This window comes from Candidatus Abyssobacteria bacterium SURF_5 (assembly GCA_003598085.1).
Lineage (GTDB): Bacteria > Abyssobacteria > SURF-5 > SURF-5 > SURF-5 > SURF-5.
In genome coordinates, this window is the sequence record QZKU01000044.1 from 17,575 (window position 1) to 36,293 (window position 18,719).

Here is an 18,719-nt window from a genome sequence, read left to right on the forward strand (position 1 = left end):
CCTAGATTTTCGGACTCTTGCTATGCAGAAGCTAAGAACCGGCGTGGTGGGGGTGGGCCATCTCGGCTATCACCACGCGCGCAACCTGGCGCTGCTCTCAGAGGTCGAACTGATTGCAGTCGCCGATATTGATGAAGACCGCGCCGCCGCGGTGGCCTCCGAGTTCGCAGCCGAATTCGTCGGCGATTACCGAGAGCTGGCGCCCCTGGTGGACGCCGTCAGCATTGCGGTGCCGACGAGCGCTCATTTCGAGGTGACCCGGTTTTTTCTCGAGCGCGGCAAGCATGTGCTGCTGGAAAAACCGATTGCGACGACGCTGGAGGAAGCGGACGAACTGATCCGCTTGAGCGAACGAAACGGACTGACACTGCAGATCGGCCATTCGGAACGCTTCAATGCGGCAATCCAGAGCTTGCGCGAACGGCTGAACAAGCCCATGTTTATAGAGTCACACAGGCTTGCACCGTTTTCGCCGCGCGGCTGCGACGTGAATGTCGTGCTCGACCTGATGATTCACGACCTCGACATTATCCTGAGCCTCCTGAAATCGCCGATCGAGCAAGTTATTGATGCGGTCGGAGTTCCGCTCATTTCGGATTCCGAAGACATTGCGAACGCGCGGCTGCTTTTCCGCAACGGATGTGTCGCCAACGTTACGGCCAGCCGAATCTCGGCCGAGCCGATGCGAAAGATAAGAATTTTTCAGCCGTTCACCTATTTCTCCGCGGACTATTCTGCGCAGAGCATCAAGTGCTATCGACTGAATAAGCAGGCGGTGCCGTCGGACACTTCGCACGCGCTCATCTTCGATGAGATCGTCATCGAGAAAGAAGAGCCGTTGCGAAAAGAAATAGAGGCGTTCGCGGCAAGCGTGCTCCGCGGAGAAGCCCCGGCCGTTACGGGCTCTGAAGCGCGCGAGGCGCTCGAGGCCGCGTCCCGGATCATCGAAAAGATCCGAGGCAGAACGTACGAATGAGCAACCGAAGACTCTTTATCGTTGCGGGAGAAGCTTCGGGCGACGCCCATGCCGCGCGAGTGATCAAGGCACTGAAGAGAATCGACGCCGACCTGCTGGTCGAGGGGCTGGGCGGAGAAGAAATGCAGCGGGCAGGATGCCGCCTTCGGGCCGATTTCGTTTCTTCCGCGGTGATGGGATTCGCGCGGGTGGTCAAGCGGCTGCCGTTCTTCCGAAGAGTGCTCGTCGAAACCAAGCGCTACCTGCGCGAAAACAGGCCGGATGCGCTGGTGCTGGTTGATTATCCCGGATTCAACCTGCGGCTTGCGGCGGCGGCAAAGAAGCTGCGTATACCGGTGGCCTATTATATCAGCCCGCAGGTGTGGGCGTGGAGGCCCGGCCGGATTCACAAAATAGCGAGATGCATTGACAAGATGATTGTGATTCTCCCGTTTGAAGAGAAGCTTTACGCGGAAATCGACGTCGACGTGACCTATGTGGGACATCCGCTGCTCGATCATATTTCGGAGACGGCGCTTGACGACGAATTCCTGCGGCAATTTCGCTCCGGCGGCAACCATGCCTGCATCTTCGGATTGATGCCGGGCAGCCGGGAGCAGGAAATCAGGGCGAACCTCCCGGTGATGATCGAGACCGCCGATCTGTTGCTCAAGCGGATTCCAAACGCGCGGTTCCTCGTCCCGTGCAGCAGCCGCGCCAATCTGGAACTGGTCAAGACGCTCGCATCCGGTCGAGCACTGCCCGTCGAAGTGTTGCTGGGAAAAATGCATGAAACAGCATCCGTCTCGCGGTGCTGCATCGTGGCCTCAGGCACTGCAGCGCTGGAGGTCGCCTGCTTCCTGACCCCTTTGATCGTTGTGTACCGGACGAATTTTCTCGCGTGGATGCTGGCGCAAAAAGTTCTGAGGGTGCCTCACATATCTCTGGTGAACATCCTTGCGGGCTCGGAAGTAGTTCCGGAGATGCTCCAATCGCGAATGCGGCCGGATCTTCTGGCCGAGTTGGCGATCGAACTGAGCGAGGACGGAGAGAGGCGGCGCCAAATGATCCAGGATCTGCGCGGCGTCCGCGAACGGCTTGGGGCGCCGGGCGCGTCGGATCGGGCGGCGCAGATCATCCGGGAATTGATCAATCGCGCCGAATCTTCAAGGGCGCCCGCTCTGACTGAGTAGTGAAGAACAATGGCCGAAGAAAAGAAAAAAATATACCTTATAGACGGTCATTCATACGCCTATCGCGCTTTCCATGCGATCCGCCAGTTGACCGACTCGAGCGGACTCGCTCTGAATGCAGTGTACGGCTTCACCCGCATGCTTCTGAAGTTCCTCAAGGAAGAGAAACCCGAATATATCGCCGTCGCTTTTGATTCTCCCGGCGAGACGTTTCGGCATGAAATGTATGACCGCTACAAGGCCAACCGCGCGGAACAACCGGAGGAAATGCGCCACCAGATTCCTTTGATCAAGGAAATCGTGGACGCCTTCAATATCGTCGCATTCGAACTGCAGGGATATGAAGCCGATGACCTGCTCGCCACGCTGGCGAAAAAAGCGGCCGCGCGCGGGGTTGAAACCATTATCGTTACCGGCGACAAGGATATGCTGCAGCTCGTCTCTGACGGCGTGAAGGTGCTCAATCCGCACAGGGACAACTTCATGTATGACGCACAGGCGGTTAGAGAGCGCTATGGGGTCGGCCCGGAGAAAATGCACGAGTTGCTTGCAATGGCCGGCGACCCGATCGACAATGTTCCCGGCGTGCCGGGGATTGGCCCGAAAACAGCCGCGCAACTGCTGCAGGAGTATGGCTCGCTTGAGGGCATTTACGAACATGTCGACAAGATTTCAGGTCCAAAGCGCCGCCAGAACCTGATCGAGAATAAAGATATGGCTTTCCTCAGTCGCGACCTGGTCGCCATCAATTCCGACGTGCCGATCGAAGTCGATATCGATGCCTGCAAAGTGAGAAAATACGACGTCGACAGGCTGATCGATCTCTTCACGCGCATGGAGTTCCGCACCCTGATCAATGAAGTCGCTGAAGCGCAAGAGGATCGCGGCGCTGATTATTCCATCATTACGACGGAAGCCGAGCTCGATTCGCTGATGGAGCGCATCAGGCGCGCCGGCCGGTTTACGTTGGATTTTGAAACCACCAGCCAGGACCCGATGAAAGCGAAAATGGTCGGCATCTCCATTTCGGTGGAGCCCGAGTCGGCATCTTATATCCCTGTCGGTCATTCCGCAGCCGCATTTGCCGCGCTCGAGAATCCCGCGCCCGAAGGCGAATTGTTCCCGCATCGGCCGTCGGAGCAGTTGCGCCTCGATCTGGTCATGAAAAAACTGAAGTCTCTGGCCGAAGACGAAACCATCAAGAAAAACGGCCAGAATATCAAGTACGAGATGGTCATCTTCGCGCGGAACGGGATCGATCTTAAAGGCATCGAGTTCGATACCATGGTGGCATCTTACTTGCTTAACCCTTCCAAACTGAGCCATGGGCTGGATCAACTCGCTCTTGAATTTCTCAATTACCGCAAGATTCCGCTCGAAAAGCTGATCGGAAAGGGGAACGCGCAGAGAAGCCTGGATTCGGTGAGCGTCAAAGAGGTCTCTGCTTACTCATGCGAGGACGCCGATGTAACGTTGCGCCTGCAAGGCGTGCTCGATCCGCTCCTGAAAGAAAAAGGATTGTACGATCTTTTCAAGAAGGTCGAGATCCCGCTGATAAGGGTGCTGGCGAAGATGGAGTTGAGCGGTGTGTGCGTCGACGTGGATATCTTCCGCGCACTCTCGGCGCGCCTCGCTGAGCAGCTCCAGCAACTCGAGCTGGAAATCTATCAGCTTGCGGGATGCGAGTTCAACATCAATTCGACCCAGCAATTGGCGAAAATACTCTTCGAGACGCTGAAACTGCCCGCGGGCAAGCGCACCAAGACCGGGTATTCGACCGACGTCGCGATCCTCGAGAAGCTGGCCGTCGATCATGAGTGTCCGAGGAAGGTGCTCGATTATCGCGTTCTGAGTAAGCTCAAGTCGACCTATATCGACACGCTCCCGAACCTGGTGAACCCGCAGACCGGCCGGATCCACACCTCGTTCAACCAGACTGTTACGGCCACCGGCCGGCTCAGCAGCAGCGACCCCAACCTCCAGAATATCCCGATCAGGTCGGGGATGGGACAGGAGATCAGGCGAGCCTTTATTCCGTGCGCCGAAGGCAACGTCATCATGTCCGCGGATTACTCGCAAATAGAACTTCGGATTCTGGCGCACCTGAGCCAGGACGAGGAGTTGGTGAGGGCCTTCAAAGAAGGGATCGATATTCACGATCAGACCAGCTCAAAGATATTCCAGGTCCCCGTTGACCAGGTGACCGGCGAGATGAGGCGGCGGGCGAAAATCGCCAACTACGGCATTCTTTACGGCATCTCCGCCGCGAAACTGGCCGCCGATATCGGCATCAAGCTGGACGAGGCGCGCGATTTCATTGAGATGTATTTCCGGGTTTTTCCGCAGGTGAAACGATACGTGGACTCGATCATCGAAGAGGCGCGCCGCGCCGGGTTCGTGACGACCATCCTGAACCGGCGCCGCTACATCCCGGACATAAACAGCCAGAACTTCGGCGTGAGACGTTTTGCGGAACGGACGGCCGTAAACACGCCAATCCAGGGATCGGCCGCCGACCTCATCAAGCTCGCCATGATCGAGATCGACCGGCACGTCAGCGCCCTCGGGCTGAGGGCGGAAATGACCCTGCAGGTGCATGATGAACTGGTCTTCGACGTCCCCGCTGACGAAGTCGACCGCCTGCGCGAAACAGTGAAACAAATCATGGAGACTGCGTACCCGATGAGTGTGCCCATCGTTGCCGATGTGCGCACGGGACGCAATTGGCTGGAAGCACATTAACACATTTTTTAAAAGGAAGGTGAATGACCATTCAAAAAGTACCAAAAAAACAAATGAACGATGCAGAGGAAGAAAAGGAGAATTTTCCGAAAGAGAGGATGAACGGAAGGATGAATCTTGCAGAACTGAAAGAATTAACGATTCCAGAACTATCGAAAATGGCGAAAGACCTCAACATCAACGGCTACAGTTCGTTGAAGAAGCAGGAACTGATCTTCAAGATACTCCAGGCCCGGATCGAGTCGGAAGGCTCCATTTATGGAGAAGGAGTGCTTGAGATATTGCCGGACGGCTTCGGCTTCCTGCGTTCGCCCAACTACAACTACCTGCCTGGACCCGACGATATTTACATCTCCCCGTCCCAGATACGCCGGTTCGGGCTCCGCACCGGCGACACCATCTCCGGCCAGATCAGACCGCCGAAGGAAGGCGAGCGCTATTTCGCCCTTCTGCGGGTGGAGGCGGTGAATTTCGAGGATCCCGAGGTTGCAAAAGAGAAGATCATTTTCGACAACCTCACCCCCTTCTATCCGCAGGAACGTATCCGCCTGGAGACAGTTTCGCAGGAAGTATCCATGCGCATCATGGATCTGTTGACTCCCATCGGAAAGGGACAGAGAGGTCTCGTTGTTGCGGCCCCGCGGACAGGGAAAACCGTTTTGTTGCAGAAAATCGCGAATGGGATCGCGATTAATCATCCGGAGATCGTGCTGATCGTGCTGCTGATCGACGAGCGTCCCGAGGAAGTGACCGATATGGAACGCTCGGTGAAGGGCGAAGTCATCAGCTCTACTTTCGATGAGCCGCCGGAGCGCCACGTGCAGGTGGCCGAGATGGTTATCGAAAAAGCGAAGCGTCTCGTCGAGCATCAGAAGGATGTCGTCATCCTGCTCGACAGCATCACCCGCCTGGCACGGGCCTATAACACGATCATTCCGCCCAGCGGCAAGGTGCTTTCAGGCGGTATCGATTCGAACGCGCTGCAGCGGCCGAAGCGATTCTTCGGCGCCGCCCGTAATATCGAAGTGGGAGGGAGCCTCACCATTCTCGCGACGGCTCTCGTGGATACGGGCAGCCGGATGGACGACGTCATTTTCGAGGAATTCAAGGGCACCGGCAACATGGAGGTTCACCTCGACAGGCGTCTAGTCGATAAGCGGATATTCCCGTCGATCGACATCAACAAGTCGGGAACGCGAAAAGAGGAGCTGCTTCTTTCGCCTGAGGAACTGAACAAGGTCTGGATTCTGAGGAAGGTGCTCAATCCGCTGGGTGTTGTCGAGGCGCTCGAGCTGATTCAAGAGAAAATGATGAAGACCAAGAGCAATAAGGAATTTTTGGATTCGATGCAGAAGATGTAATCCGGCGGCGCTCAGGGGCCGGCATCCCTTCGCTCATTACGTTCTCGCCCTTATTGTCAATGCGGCGCCGATACCGAAAAAGAGGATGTTTGCCAGCCAGGCCGATAGCACAGCCGGAAGAGAGCCTCCCTTGCCGAGCGTCATTCCTATCTGGAACGTCCCGTAGTACAGGAGAGCTGCGATCAAGCTGAGGGCGAAGCCGGTTGCCAGGCCGCCCCTGCGGCACTCGAGCGCAAAAGGCAGCGCCAGGAAAATGACGATGATATTCGCGGCCGGTACGGCAAATTGCGAGTAATACTGCACTTTCAGACGCTGCGCGTCGTAGCCGCTTCTCTCGAGGTTCTTGATCTGATGATGAAGCCCTCTGGCGCCGAGAAGCACCTCCTCTGACGCATGCATCTGCAATGTCTTGGGCGATTCCTTGAACGGCGCCTTCATCTGGACGAAGGCGGTGGTCTCCAGAAGGGCCCCTTCGGCGTCGAATTTTTTGACGGTGCCATTCTCCAGATACCATCGTTCGGATGCTGTGTCCCATATCGCTTCTTCGGCATCGATCCGTTCGGTTAAGAAGCCGTCTTTCATATGATGAATATGCACGCCGCTCAGGACGCCTTGTTCCGTATCGACGAGGTCAAAATAATAAAACAGGTTCCTCCGGCCAAATCCGGCGACATCGGAGATTTGCGGACCCGACTTGTGCAGGAACTTGTTTTCATCCAGTTCGTTGGCCGTCAGCATTCCACGAGGGACGAGAAATTCCTGCATGATGAATACACACAGGTACAGGATCACGCCGATTGCCAGTATCGGAACGGCCACGCTGTAGACACTGATCCCGCCGGATAACAGCGCCGCCATCTCATTGTTCTTTACCAGTCCGCCAAATACAAACAGGATGGATACAAGAAAACTGATCCAGGAAATCTCGATCAGCACCCGCGGCGTCAGGCAAAGATAATACAGCGATAGAAGCGAAAGCGGGGCCTGGTGCTTTGTCAGGCGGTCAATGTTCTCCATGAAGTCGACGAAGATGAAGAACGCCAGCATGATCAAAAGAAAACTGAAATAATACAGGAGCACTCGGCGGCAGATATACCTGGTGAGGATGCTCATCTTATTTTCTCTCCGCTCGCGCCATGCAGATGATGCCTGCAATTCCCAGAAACAGATTCGGAATCCACATGCCAAGCAGCGGGTTGACCACTCCTTTCTTCGCAAGGGCCTCCCCCAACATCAAAAGAGAATAATAGGCCAGCAGCAGCCCTGCGCACACGGCCAACCCGTACATGCGCCGCGCCTTGTGCGGAATAATTCCCAGCGGCGCGCTGACCAGCACGAACACCAGCGGCATGAACGCCATCGCCGTCCGCTCACCGACATGACGCAAAAGATTCCGCCGTTCCTGTCTCTCAATCGCTGGATCGCCCGCCTGCCGGATTAACTGGGAAAGCGTCATCTCCTTCGGAGAAAGATCTTCCAGCGCCTGATAGCGCCGAATGTTGCGGTTAAGCGCCTCTACTTCCACCGGAATCGTGAACCTGCCAAATGTCGTGGTTGAATATGTATCCGGCTCCGCCATGTCGAACTCGTGTATCGCGCCTTCTTCAAGTTCAAGGAAAACCTTGTCCTTTTTTTCACTCAGAAATACTCTCCCGGCTTTTGCCACTATGTTTCGCCGGGGCCCGTTGTCCGGGTTGATTACGATATCAACGTCCTTCAGCCGCATCCGTTTATGATCAATATCCCCCACAAATATCCGCATGTTGTTCACTTCTTGCGTCCACGCCTGTTCGTTTAACACCAGCGTCGGTTTCTCCATGATCTTCTCAATGATAAAGACCTTCATGCCGCGTTTAGCTCGCGGAGATACCTCGGCCCCAAGAATGAGCAACAGCAGCGTCGCAAACATGCCGACAGCGACGGCCGGCACAAAAACCTTCATGATTGGGATTCCGGCCGATTTCATGGCGATAATCTCGCAGTCGTTCGATAATTGAGCGAATGCGATAAGCGTAGCGAATAACAGAGCGATGGGGATAGTGTAGATCATTAAGGACGGCAATGCGTACGAAATCAGGATCGCAACGTCGAGCAGGCCCAGGCCGTTGCTCATAAAGCGGTCTCCGATCTCCTTCAGCAGGTTGCCGACAACAACGAGAAAGGTGATAACCAGAAACGTAAGGAAGAAGGGAACCATCACTTCCCGCGCGACATGTTTATGAATAATGTTCATTTCTCGATTGGGAGATCTGTTCTAAGCCAAACAGTATCAAGTCCTTATTATATCATGCGCCTCGGCGGCCGGTAAAGGCGGCGGCAGGACTTTCACCCGGCAGATTCTATGACACGCGGAGGAACGCGCATTTCAGGTAGGATGTCTCCGGCATCGCGAGTGGAATCGGATGATCGCGCGACTGCCCGCGCCACTCGATCAGTGTGCAGCTCCTGCGCTTCTTCCGAGCCGCTCTGGAAAGAATTAGCCAAAAGAGTTCTCCCGAGACATGAAATGAACACGAACAGCTTATCAGGAAGCCATCGTGAGATAAAATGGTCATTGCGAGCCGGTTCAGCCGCTCGTACGCGGCTTCCCCCTGCGGCAGATGCCGCTTGCTTTTCACCAGCGCTGGCGGGTCAAGGACGATGCAGTCGAATCGTTCATCCGATCGAGTCAGATCTTCCAGCCGCTCAAACACATCGACCTCCTCGAATCGGCAAACCGGCTCGAGTGAATTCAACTCGGCATGCCGGCGGGCCGCCTCAATCGCTCGTGAGGATGAATCCAGTCCTAACACATCGCGGGCGCCCGCAAAACCGGCATACAGCCCCCACGCGCCCATATAGGAGAAGCAATCAAGCACTCGTGCTCCGGCAAAAAGCCGTGCCGCTGCCACTCGATTGTCGCGCTGGTCAAGGTATAATCCCGTCTTTTGTCCCTCCAGCACGTCCACATCGAAGAGCAGGCCGTCCTGCCGTATCCTTACGGGATGTTCACATTCTCCGCTCAAAACCCGGCTCTCCTCCGGAAAACCTTCCAACTGAGCCATCGGAGTGTCAGTTCGAAGGATAACTGCAGCGGCGGCTATTCCGGCTGCGGGAAGCGCCCCCAGGATCTCCGCCAGGCGCACATACATGCCGAGCGTCGAGACCTGAATGACATAAACGTCTTCGTACCTGTCGATCACCAGGCCGGGCAGTCCATCGGCCTCTCCATATGCAAGGCGGTAACTCTTTTCGTTCGGATACAAGGTTTGGCGAAGCTGATCGGCGCGCCTGATGCGTTCCGCAAAGAAATCCTTGTCGATCTCGCGCCGCTCGCGCGCCAAAAGACGCACGCTTATCAGGGACTGCGGGTTGATATATCCCCGGCCGATGAAGTTGCCGCCGGAGGAAAAAACGTCCACAAGCTCTCCCGGCACAAACTCCTGCCTGACATTGGAGATCTCGTTGCTGTAGATCCAAAGATGGCCCGCTCGCGCGCGCCTGTCCTCATTTTTCTTTAATTGAACTGTTTTCATGGCTTGCCGGAACCTGGTCCAGATACAAGATTAACAGCGAGTGGTGTCTGAGGAGACGACTTCAAGCTCCTGCTCTCCCAGTCTAAGGTGTTAGATTCCGACGCAGGACGAGGCAATCAATATTGGATGTGTGGGCGCGGTATGCCGTGCCCGCTGACAGGCAACCTGTTTCCGCAGTCAGCGTGATAATTCAGCCGCTCTTGCGGCTGTTTCGGCGCCCAATGCCTTGCATTGCTCGATGTCGTGTTGAAAAAAATTGCCGACTTTCGCGGAGTCGTCGAAGTCGATCTTGACGATCCTTCGGCATTGATGGTCGCCGAACCTGTTCTGAAACCAGGAGAATAGTTCGGAGCAGCGCTCGAGCGCATCGTTTGCCGGCGAAAGATCAGGCCTCGCGTAGGCGGACGAACCGAGAGCAAGAGTGAACAAAACCCTCTTCACCGCGGAAAGGATTCCCGTCTCGCTGGTGTCGCCTCCCCGCGCCAGCCCAATAGCCATGCACCCGCCTATCAACGCGGCGCAGGTGGACCCGGTGTAGCCGACGCCGCCATTCAACGGGACGAGGAGATTCGGCCCGAGCATCTGGTTTCGCATCGACTTCTCGCATGCCTGGCAGATGACGGAGTAGGCGCAATGAAAATCGGCATCGAAAAAGCCGCGATTCAGCTCGGTAAATCTCTCTTCAGGAGGCCGATTCTCCTCTATGATATCCACTAAATCCTCAGCCGCTCGCGAGGCCGCTTTCACACAGGTGCGCGACCCGACCAGCAGGTACCGCCGCACCTGCCCTGAATCGGTGAAATCGGTGCGGGCGATATCCCCGCACAGGATACCGCCGTTCTTTTTCGCAAACAGCCGGACAAATCGGTTCACGTGCGTGCTCCCGCGCGCGGTGATGGCAGCCTGATCGTCCTCCGATTGCGCGCTCGCGAGCGCAAGCGTCAAGGCCCCTCCCGTTACTATGCCGCATACCGCCGCCTGATGGCCGATCCCGCCGGCCAACCCGGCGGCCGCCCTGATTCGTTTGGTATCTCCCAGACCGAGAAGATCCTGCATGTTCTGCAGTGTTGCCTGCGCTCAATGCTGCATCTGCATCATCCGAGCGGATGCGCCTTTGGATGCCGCTTTTCTATCCAAATACCTCTTGCCCATGATGCCTTCTTTCTTGCCGATGATCCCGAACTTCAAACAGTTTCCATTTGCTTAGTATCGTACGCGCCGCACATGAAAGTCAAGAGAAGCGAGACGCCTGGTCGAGCGAATCGGAAAAAACCCGTATTCAGAAAGGTTGCCGATGGACCGATGGATGTGCGAAAAAGGCGAACTGAGCGGCTGGTTTTTCGCCCGCAAATATGATATTATTATAAGAATTATTTGGGAAACAAAACAGGAGTGTGGAACATGAGCTTTGAGATCAATCGTTTTCTGGAAACCGCACAAAGGATCTTCGAACAGGCTCTTGCCGATGGCCGGCTGATAGCCAACCCGGACAAAGACCATCTGAAAGCGATGGTCGAAAAAGAAGAGGGCGTGTCAGTTTCCAGTTATGGGAGTTTCTCGGTCGACTCCGAACCGAATTCGCGTGCGGCGCAGTTCACCAGAAATAACGTGGACGACCGATTCGGGGACGAGGAGGAGAAGCTTCTTTTGCAGTGCGAGCAGCACCTGGCGCGCGAGCAGCTTGTCAGTCTTGACCTCCTCGTTGGCAACGGAGCATTGGGTACAACGGCACGGGCCATTGTCCCAAAACGATTTGCCCACCTCATCTATGCGGGCGAAAATCAATTCGGCCGCGCGAACGGAAAAGTGGCCGATCCGACATATATCATCATTTTCTTTTTCGACGACAACTTCAGCTCGAATAAATCAAAACCGCTGCCCAAGAAGGACATCACCATCCGGGTCGCGTATCTGCCCAATGGCAGAATGGTGAAGATCATCCGCAACAGCAACTATTTTGGCGAATTGAAAAAGGGGATTTTTGCCGCTGAAGACTGGGTTGCAAAAGCGAACCGCGGTGGAATTTTCCTGCACGCCGGCTGCCGCGCGGATTATCTCCAGCAGGCGCACGGTGGCTACGAATGGGTCCGCTCGCTGCTGATTGCGCTTTCGGCCAATGGCAAAACCACCACCACCAGCCGCGTGCTGGCATGGAAAGATCATGAGGAATCGTGGTTGATCCAGGACGATGGCGGCACCCTCATGCCCGACGGCTCGTTCTATGGCTTTGAGGCCGGCGGCATTTTCGTAAAAACGGACGGACTGAACCCGCGCGACCAGCGCGAAACCTATTACGGCGCACTCAAGCCGGCCACTTTCTTTGAGAATGTCTGGCTCGACGACAGCGGAAATTTCGATTTCTATAACTCCGAGAAAACGTCCAACGGCAGAGCGATTATCGTCCGCCGCGATTTCATGCATGCCGGCAATAAGATAGATGTTGACGGCATCGAGAACCTCGTGCTCATCACGAGAGGCCCCACCATACCCGCGATATGCCGCCTCAACGCCGAACAGGCGGCCGCCTTCATGGTGCTCGGGCAGGCAATGCAATCTTCCGCCGGAGATCCGACGCAGGCCGGCAAGATCATCAGCGAGTTTTTTTATGACCCCTTTATCGCCGGCGACAAAGCGGAACATGCCAATATCTTCTATGAAATTATCAAGAACCTGAAAAATTTGAGATGCTTCCTGATCAATACCGGCGGCGTCGGCGAGGGCTTCCGCTATCACGATATCACGTTGAACGACACGATGGGAATCCTGGACTCGCTGTGCAGGGGCGGCCTCGAGGACTGGGAAATGAACCCGAACATAGGCTTCGAAATACCAAAGGCGATCCGGCTCGTCGACCCGATCTTCGTTCACCCGGAGCGCCTTTTTAACGCCGCCGATTTCACGAAGCGGCAAGCAGAACTGAAGAAGGCAAGGATACAGGCTATAGAAGAGGTCGGCTCCGGGCTTCACCCGGCGATCCGAAAAGTATTCCTTCCGTAAGCCTTCAAGTTTCTGAACAACCTGCCTTGCCCATGAGTTGCCGCGAAAGCGATCAGATCCCTTTCGCGGCGCTTTGTTTCCTTGACTTTCTGGAAACCGATTTATTAGAATTGCCAACCAAGGTGTCTCACCCCATCAAATTCTAATAACCAGGAAAGTCTGTCATGAAGAAAACGAGGTTGACTCAATTACTGAATATAGAATATCCGATCATCCAGGGCGGGATGGTCTGGGTGTCGAACTGGCGATTGGCTGCAGCGGTCTCTAATGCCGGCGGACTCGGCCAAATCGGGACCGGTTCCATGGATTGGGACCAGATTCGCGAAAATATCCGCCAGGTCCGAAAGCAGACGGAAAAACCGTGGGGCATAAACATCCCGATGATGCGGCCCGACTTCGAGGAAATCTGCAAGATCGGCCTCGAAGAGGGATGTCGGATTTTCACGACGTCAGCCGGAAATCCGGCAAAGGCCGCGCCCCTGCTGAAGCGGGACAGCACCATCATTATTCACGTTGTACCTTCTGTGAAAGGCGCGAAGAAAGCGCAGGATGCCGGATTCGATGCCATTGTCTGCGAAGGATATGAGGCTGGCGGACATGACGGCATGGACGAGATCTGTACGATCGCGCTTACCCCGCAGGTGGTGGACGCGGTAGATCTGCCCGTGGTTTCAGCCGGAGGAATCGCCGACGGCAGGGGAATCGCCGCCGCTCTTGTGCTGGGCGCCGAGGGCGTGCAGATGGGCACGCGCTTTGTCGCGACCGTCGAATGCAATGCTCATCATAATTTCAAGCAGAAACTGGTCGAAGCGCTGGATAATGGAACCATCATTACCGGACGCAAGATGAACATGCTGCGCTCGCTCAAGAATGCTTTCACGGTTCGCATGGCTGAGGCTGAACGTAAGGGCGCGTCAACCGAAGAACTTCTCAGGATCATCGGCGACGAACACAATCGCGCCGAATTAGGAATGATCGAGGGGAACGTCGACGAAGGCGTCTTCGAGGCCGGACAATCATCGGGACTGGTTCATGATATCCCGACGGTAGCCGGGCTGTTTGAGCAATTGAAAAAAGAATACGAAGAGGCCGTGGCGAGGGTGCGCTGAAAGTCATCTTTCTCTCTGGTAAGGCTGCAAAACTTTCTGCACTTCGGCCGCTATTTCCGGCGGCCAATCTCCCGCGAGTGTCACTGTCAGCTCGCGCCGTTCCGCGCCGGATATCTGAAACTCGATGAGGACATGTCGCTCGGGAAGCAGATCGCGCACCTTGTCGGCCCACTCGATTATCGTCACGCCGCGGGGATCAAAGTACTCCTCATACCCGAGCGCCACCATCTCGGGTTGCCCTTGCAGCCGGTAAATATCGACGTGGAAGATCGGCGTTCTCCCCCGATATTCGTTCACAATCGTGAAAGAAGGACTTGATACATATTCATCGGGGTCCACATCGAGTCCTTCGGCCAGCCCCTGCGTGAGGACGGTTTTTCCGCTGCCGAGCCGGCCTGCCAGCGCCACCACGTCGCCGAGCCTCAGAAGCCGCCCGAGCAGTTTCCCGATCTGGCGGGTGTCGTCGGGGGAATTCGACAGCAGCCTCATAACCACTACATCCAGTCGGAGGGGTCAGTCCGGACGCGCGAGAGAATATATTCGACTCCCGGAATTTTCCGCTGGAGTTTCTTCGCGAGAACGGGCAATACGACCCGCTCGGTCGCTCCATGACCCGCCTCAACCACGCAAAGGCCCGAGGCATCCGCATTGAGCAGCTGATGATACCTCATCTCTCCCGTGATGTAGGCGTGAGCACCCTCCGCAAGAACGCCCGCGAGGAGATCGCCGCCACTGCCGCCGCAGACTGCGACGTTCTTTATCTTGGCTCTGTCGCGGCCGGTTATGCGCGCTTGTTTGATCCCGAGCCGTCTCTTTACCAGGTCGACGTAATCTTTGAAGTTGACCGCTTCGGGCAGCTCGCCAATGCGGCCGAGCCCCAACCGCCGGCCCGCTTCGGCGAGTTCGTAAACGTCGTAGGCGACTTCCTCATACGGATGGGCCTCTTTAAGCGCATGAACAACAGCGGACAAAGAGGCGCCGGGTATTAAAATCTCCAGCCTCAATTCAGCTTCTTTATTTATTTTTCCCATTGAGCCGAGAAAAGGAGTGGCGTTTGCCGAGGGCAGAAAAGTTCCGGTTCCCGGAGTTTGAAAGGTGCAATAGCTGTATTCGCCGATCGCGCCTCCGCCGGCCTCGCACATGGTTGAGCGCACCTTGTCGACGTGTGTCTCCGGCACAAATGTCACCAGCTTGTATTTCTTCTCCGAATGCGTCACTTTCACCGCGCGCACGTTCTTGAGCTCGAGGCGATCGGCCAGAGCGTCGTTGACGCCGCCTTGCGCGCAGTCCAGGTTCGTGTGGGCGATATAAATGCCGATGTCGTTCCGGATCGCCGACAGGATGACGCGTCCGCTAAAATCGGTGCTTCTGATCGCTGACAGCGGCCGATAAATGACCGGATGATGCGCAATAATCAGGTTCGCCCGCCTCCGCTTCGCCTCATTCACGACCCGCACGTCGACATCCAGACTCAGCAACACCTTTTCCACGGACACCGGACCCGGCGCCTGCAGCCCGACATTGTCATCGGGAAGCGCCAAATGGGGGGGCGCGATCCGCTCCATCGCTTCAACAATTGTCGATATCGATGCTGTCACAGTTTCACCCCGTTTTTCGTATCTGCCTGCGCAACAGGAATATGAACAGGGGACCGCCGCACAACGCGGTCACCACGCCCACAGGAATCTCGCTCCCTCCAATTCCCACCCGCGCAACCGTATCGGAGAAAATAAGGAAAATGCCGCCGCCCAAAAATGCCGCCGGAAACAGCAGCCGGTGGTCGGGGCCGAATAGCATCCGCATCGCATGCGGTATGATCAATCCAACGAATCCAATCGGACCCGCTTCGGCCACCGCGCCCGCGGTTATCAATGATGTCGCCACAAAGGCCAACCGCTTCAGTCGTTCCACCTCCACGCCGAGCTGGCTTGCGGATGCTTCCCCGAGGCTGAGCAGATTCAGGTCGCGCGAGCGCCACAGCAGGATCATTGACCCAATAAAAATATATCCAAAAGCCGCCAATAACGTAAAGTAGTTGTATTCGGTCTTGCTCAGGTTTCCCATCAGCCAAAAAATGATCTCGCGGGCCTTGGTGAAGTCGACAAGAGCGGTAATCAGCATGATCAGCGCGGCAAATACGTAGTTGATAATGACGCCGGTCAGGAGCAGCGAATGCGTAAGCACGCGGCCGTAGCTCTGCGCGATCGCATAAACAAAGAAAATGGTAAGCAGCGCTCCGGCAAACGCGCAGACGGTGATCGCGCTGAATCCAACCAGGCTTTGCTGCAGATTCATCAGGATTCCGCTTGCCGCCCCCAATGCGGCGCCGCTCGAAATCCCGAGCACGTACGGATCTGCCAGCGGGTTCCGCAGGATCGCCTGGAAGACCACTCCGGCGCCCGCCAGCGCCCCGCCAATCAGCCCCGCCAGGAGAATTCTCGGGAGCCGGATGCCGAACAATATCATTCGCTGGGGGTTGGGAACGATGGATGACTCGAGCGCTTCGCCAATGTCGAGCGGAGTCGGCCCAATGAGCGAGCACACCACAATCGCGGCAAGCAGCAGCATCGTCATCGAAAAAACCACCGCCAGCCATCGTCTTGCGGTCAGCCGTTTCACTGATCCTGCTCTCGTTGCGGGAATGCCTCCGGATGGATTGCCCGGGCCATCTCCTCGATCCCGATTCGAAGCCTCGGGCCGGGAAGAGTCACATGATCCGCCACCAATCCGTGTATCCGTCCCTCTTTGACCGCCGGAATCGTCGAGTAGGCGCTCCATACTTTTTCCGCCTGCTTCTCCTGATCGCCCGTCAATTCGAAATTGAGCGATGTGTAAAAGATCACTTCCGGTGCTTTCGAGACAACCTGCTCTATGCTCAGCTGCGGATATTTCATTGAGCTGTCACCGGCAATGTTCTCGCCGCCGGCGATCCCGATCAAATCATTGATAAAGGTCCCTTTGCCCGCAACGAACAGCGGGTCCATTCCGACGATGAACATGACCCTGCGCTTCGGTCTGTCCGCCACGCGACTGCCGACCTCGGCAAACTTCTCCTGCAGTCCCTTAATCATCTCGGCGGCGGCCGCCTCGGCGCCGGCCTCTTGCCCGATGGTTTCAACGGTGGCGTAAAGGTCGGCGATTGTGTCGTTCGGGAGCGAAAGCATCTTGATGCCGAGTTGCCTGAGCGAGCGATACGTATTCTCATGAGTCGCGTTCGGGAGCGCGATGACAAGGTCAGGCTCAAGCGCGATCACAGCCTCGACGTTCGGGTTCACGAGGCCGCCCACTTTCGGTCTCTTGGCCGCCTCGGGGGGATAATCGCAGAAATCGCTCACTCCCACCACCTTCTCGCCGAGCCCGAGCGCAAAAACTATTTCAGTTATGCTCGGCGCCATCGAGACGATCCGGTTCGGGGGCATCTCTTGCGCCCGCGCGTCGGCGGAAGACATGATCGGTTTCTGTGGCTCATTCCCGCACGAAGGGAACCCGAGCATTATCAGGAAAAGAAAGGCAACAATCGCTTTCGGCGTCTTCATTTCCGGCCGTTCCTTTCCCTCATCGCCTGTGACAGCCGCGTCGCCATTATCAAGATCTCTTCCGCGGCGCGCTCGTCGGCAATCGGGCCGACACCGCAACTGGGCGTGATCAGCGATTGTTCCCATACCATGTGACCATCAATCCCCTTCGAATCGAAAGCCGCAAATGCCGCATTCATTCTATCTGCCAAAACGGGCGCCGTCTCCGTCCCGGTATATGCTTCCGTCGGCACCATCCCCCAGGCAATCCTGCCGCCGCGTTCGAGAAACTGTGAGATCTCCGAACTGTAACAGGCGAAACCGGTGAGGTAGCCGAATGCATCGAAGCTGATGATGTCGGTCTCGGTCTCGAGCAGCATCTTCCAGTCAGTGTTGCCGCAGCAGTGAATGCCTGCCACAGCGCCTGCCTGCCGGATGGGACGAATGAGCTGATCGAGGATGTCGATGATCCGCTCGCGCGTCAGGCTGCTGAATGGACCTCCAAAACTGGAAAGATACGGTTCATCAATGAAAATGATTGGGGTCGCACCGTATTCCTGAAACAGCTTCGCCTGCCACCGCGCCTTCATCTCCAGGCATTTGATCACGATGTCGGCTGCGGCTTCATCATAAATGATCCCGTATCCCGCTTCATTGAGTACGCTCAGACCGAACGTGATCGGGCCAACCAGGTGCCCCTTGAGAAACGGGGGACGGATTCGCCTTTTCTCGACGGCGGACAGAAAAGCATGCAGCCCCTCCGCATACTCGGGCGAGATTGAGAAGTAGTCAACGCGCCCGTTGATATACTGCTCGTAGAACTCCGCTTGAAGATCGGGGGCGGCTTGTGTGAACTGGATTCGACGCGACGATTCATCCACGATAACCCCGCACATCTTCTCGGTAAACTGTACCAGCATCTGCTCCAGAAACCGCCTTCTGCTGAGCTGAGGCCAGAACGGCGCTTCCGTAAAGTGTTCAAGAATCAGGGCGATGGGCCGGTCCGGCTCCATATGCGGAACAGTCCCGATTCCCGTCGCAATCGCTTTACCTAAAAAACTCATGCTGCCGAAAAGACCTTCCCTGATGAAACCTGCTCCGCTCCTGCAAAATCGCACAGGAACGGAAGCAAACACCCTTCAGCTTTAAAAGTATAGCATACACACTTTAACGGGTTCAATCGGGGGCAAAGCTTGCCACGAAGGAAAGAACAGACAGTTTCGCGAAATTTGCGGAGTAATGTCAAGAAATTTCTGTAAAATGCTCTTTTCTTTGGTCTTTGTCTTTAAAGGTGCGAAGCGAATCAGCAGTAGTAGGCGTTGTGGGAATGTG

14 protein-coding genes are annotated in these 18,719 nt (G+C 56.1%); 6 read left to right on the forward strand and 8 right to left on the reverse strand.

The window, feature by feature from the left end; all coding sequences use genetic code 11:
* The first annotated feature begins 22 nt into the window (after positions 1–22).
* The 4 genes from C4520_05890 to C4520_05905 all read left to right on the forward strand — a co-directional run bounded on the left by C4520_05890 (position 23) and on the right by C4520_05905 (position 6,251).
* Positions 23–976 (forward strand): gfo/Idh/MocA family oxidoreductase, encoded by a 954-nt coding sequence (locus C4520_05890; protein RJP23619.1) that lies wholly within the window; start codon positions 23–25, stop codon positions 974–976.
* The gene (locus C4520_05895) at positions 973–2,148 is read left to right on the forward strand and encodes a lipid-A-disaccharide synthase (protein RJP23620.1); all 1,176 of its coding nucleotides are present in this window, start codon (positions 973–975) and stop codon (positions 2,146–2,148) included. The genes C4520_05890 and C4520_05895 overlap by 4 nt, the downstream gene beginning before the upstream one ends.
* A gap of 9 nt (positions 2,149–2,157) precedes the next feature.
* Positions 2,158–4,890, forward strand: coding sequence for a DNA polymerase I (gene polA, locus C4520_05900; protein ID RJP23621.1), 2,733 nt, complete (start codon positions 2,158–2,160; stop codon positions 4,888–4,890).
* A 110-nt stretch (positions 4,891–5,000) separates the two neighbouring features.
* Positions 5,001–6,251, forward strand: coding sequence for a transcription termination factor Rho (locus C4520_05905; GenBank protein RJP23633.1), 1,251 nt, complete (start codon positions 5,001–5,003; stop codon positions 6,249–6,251).
* A gap of 36 nt (positions 6,252–6,287) precedes the next feature.
* Here the strand turns inward: C4520_05905 and C4520_05910 are convergent, their stop codons facing one another.
* The 4 genes from C4520_05910 to C4520_05925 form a co-directional block, all read right to left on the reverse strand.
* On the reverse strand, positions 6,288–7,364 hold the full coding sequence (locus C4520_05910; GenBank protein ID RJP23622.1) for a YjgP/YjgQ family permease: 1,077 nt from the start codon (positions 7,362–7,364) through the stop codon (positions 6,288–6,290).
* A 1-nt stretch (position 7,365) separates the two neighbouring features.
* The gene (locus tag C4520_05915) at positions 7,366–8,484 is read right to left on the reverse strand and encodes a YjgP/YjgQ family permease (GenBank protein RJP23623.1); all 1,119 of its coding nucleotides are present in this window, start codon (positions 8,482–8,484) and stop codon (positions 7,366–7,368) included.
* A gap of 106 nt (positions 8,485–8,590) precedes the next feature.
* Positions 8,591–9,766, reverse strand: a complete 1,176-nt coding sequence (locus C4520_05920; protein ID RJP23624.1) for a class I SAM-dependent rRNA methyltransferase — start codon at positions 9,764–9,766, stop codon at positions 8,591–8,593.
* A 177-nt stretch (positions 9,767–9,943) separates the two neighbouring features.
* The gene (locus C4520_05925) at positions 9,944–10,822 is read right to left on the reverse strand and encodes a hypothetical protein (protein RJP23625.1); all 879 of its coding nucleotides are present in this window, start codon (positions 10,820–10,822) and stop codon (positions 9,944–9,946) included.
* Positions 10,823–11,167: 345 nt separating this feature from the next.
* Between C4520_05925 and C4520_05930 the strand changes: the two genes are divergently transcribed.
* A complete protein-coding gene (locus C4520_05930; GenBank protein ID RJP23626.1) occupies positions 11,168–12,763 on the forward strand; it encodes a phosphoenolpyruvate carboxykinase (ATP) in 1,596 nt (531 codons plus the stop codon).
* 164 nt (positions 12,764–12,927) lie between these two features.
* Positions 12,928–13,872, forward strand: coding sequence for a nitronate monooxygenase (locus tag C4520_05935; protein RJP23627.1), 945 nt, complete (start codon positions 12,928–12,930; stop codon positions 13,870–13,872).
* A 3-nt stretch (positions 13,873–13,875) separates the two neighbouring features.
* Here the strand turns inward: C4520_05935 and tsaE are convergent, their stop codons facing one another.
* Genes tsaE through C4520_05955 form a run of 4 tightly spaced genes read right to left on the reverse strand, consistent with a single transcriptional unit; the run spans position 13,876 to position 17,534 of the window.
* Positions 13,876–14,361, reverse strand: coding sequence for a tRNA (adenosine(37)-N6)-threonylcarbamoyltransferase complex ATPase subunit type 1 TsaE (gene tsaE / locus C4520_05940; GenBank protein RJP23628.1), 486 nt, complete (start codon positions 14,359–14,361; stop codon positions 13,876–13,878).
* A gap of 5 nt (positions 14,362–14,366) precedes the next feature.
* Positions 14,367–15,470, reverse strand: coding sequence for a Nif3-like dinuclear metal center hexameric protein (locus tag C4520_05945; GenBank protein RJP23629.1), 1,104 nt, complete (start codon positions 15,468–15,470; stop codon positions 14,367–14,369).
* Between the two features lie 4 nt (positions 15,471–15,474).
* Positions 15,475–16,650, reverse strand: a complete 1,176-nt coding sequence (locus tag C4520_05950) for an iron ABC transporter permease (protein RJP23630.1) — start codon at positions 16,648–16,650, stop codon at positions 15,475–15,477.
* On the reverse strand, positions 16,488–17,534 hold the full coding sequence (locus C4520_05955) for a cobalamin-binding protein (GenBank protein ID RJP23631.1): 1,047 nt from the start codon (positions 17,532–17,534) through the stop codon (positions 16,488–16,490). The genes C4520_05950 and C4520_05955 overlap by 163 nt, the downstream gene beginning before the upstream one ends.
* Positions 17,535–18,719 lie beyond the last annotated feature (1,185 nt).